Annotated in this window: 2 protein-coding genes; both read right to left on the reverse strand. The window is 56.5% G+C overall.

Annotated features, from left to right (window positions below; genetic code table 11):
- Nucleotides 1-902 (reverse strand): hypothetical protein (locus tag HYZ49_08340; GenBank protein ID MBI3242285.1); only part of this gene is annotated, 902 nt, incomplete at its 3' end.
- Nucleotides 853-1,407 carry a hypothetical protein gene (locus HYZ49_08345; GenBank protein MBI3242286.1) on the reverse strand — a complete coding sequence of 185 codons (555 nt, stop codon included), beginning with the start codon at nucleotides 1,405-1,407 and terminating at the stop codon, nucleotides 853-855. The genes HYZ49_08340 and HYZ49_08345, both read right to left, overlap by 50 nt.
- Nucleotides 1,408-1,555: the final 148 nt, after the last annotated feature.

Consider the following 1,555-nt stretch of genomic DNA (forward strand, 5'->3'; position numbering starts at 1 on the left):
AGCACGCCTGCGCCGAAGTTCGACGCATCAACCTGCACGAAGTAGGTGCCCGGAACCAGACCGCTGAAGTTGTAAGCTCCGCCGCCAGCAGTGTTCTGCATCGCCACCATCGTGTCGGTCGCGGAGTTGAACGTGTTGTCGCCGTTGTCCAGCCACAACACGACTTTGACGCCGTCAATGCCTGGTTCATTCGGGCTGACGGTGTCGCGGACGCCGTCAGCATCCAGGTCTTTCCAAACCAGATTGCCCAGGTTCATCGGCGGATAGAACCCGAAGTCAATCGTCAGGTTTCCGTTGTTGCCGTCGCCGTCGTTCGTAGGCTCGCTCTGGCCGATCAACGGAATCAGCACGCTGACCACTCCGCCAGTTGTCGGCGTCGGATTGTCTACGCCGTTGTCGTTGTTGTCCGTCGCGTCTCCGGCGTCGTTGCCGGGCGAACTCAAACAAGCGCCGAGCACGCCAGCGCCGAAGTTCGACGCATCAACCTGCACGAAGTAGTTGCCCGGAACCAGACCGGTGAAGTTGTAAGCTCCGCCGCCAGCAGTGTTCTGCATCGCCACCATCGTGTCGGTCGCCGAGTTGAACGTGTTGTCGCCGTTGTCCAGCCACAGCACCACTTTGACGCCGTCAATGCCTGGTTCGTTCGGGCTGACCGTGTCGCGGATTCCGTCGGCGTCCAGGTCTTTCCAAACCAGATTGCCCAGGTTCATTGTCATCGGCGGATTGAAGCCAAAGTCTATTGTCAGGTCGGTAAGGGCATTGATGGCTTCAGTACCCGTGGTCGAACCCGCGCCGTAAGTGCCCGGCGTCTGGTTGTCGGTTTCCGTGGTGGGAATGACCTTTGCCGCCAAATCATTCGTCCCCGACAGAATGCCGTTGGCGGCAGGTGTGGCGTTGTCCACGCCATTGTCTTTTTGATCGTTTTGATTCGTCCCGCTGACGACCGCCCGCGCCGCTGAAGTTGGACGGATTGACCCGCACCACGTATTTGCCAAGGGCGACACTGTCAAAACGGTAATAGCCATTGCTATCGGTCGTCACTGTCGCCACCGGCGTTCCCGGCGTATCCGGCGCGCCGTCCCCGTCGGCATCAATGAATAGACTGACTGAAACACCGCCGATGCCCGGCTCAACGCCGTTCTGCATGCCATCGCCAGCGGTGCCTCCGCCCGAGCCGTTGTCCAGCCAGATACGATTGCCAATCGAGTACGTGTTCTGTGTGCAAAGCATGTTGCACACGTCCACATCGCCGAAAAGGGTTTTGTCAAACGGATCGTTCCCCGTATTGCCATCCACATCAATGAAATAAGAGTTGCCAGGCCAGCCGGCCACATTACCGTTAATGTCTGAAATTTGCAGCCCGTAAAATGCCTGGATTGGCGGGTTATAGACGAGCGCATCGCTCATTAAAACCACACTGTCATTGCAAACGCCCGTCGCGTCCGGATTGGCATTAATCTCCTAATTAACCGCAACAAACAACCAAATTCGCTTAAAAAACAAAACTCCCCCAAAAATTCTTTTCAATATATACACATGATATGTGCTTTTATCT

It is taken from the genome of Chloroflexota bacterium, from assembly GCA_016197225.1.
Taxonomy (GTDB): domain Bacteria; phylum Chloroflexota; class Anaerolineae; order Anaerolineales; family VGOW01; genus VGOW01.

Coding starts and splice junctions, on each gene's coding strand:
- HYZ49_08345 (MBI3242286.1), bottom strand. CDS start 1,407: ATGAGCGATGCGCTCGTCTATAACCCGCCAATCCAGGCATTTTACGGG.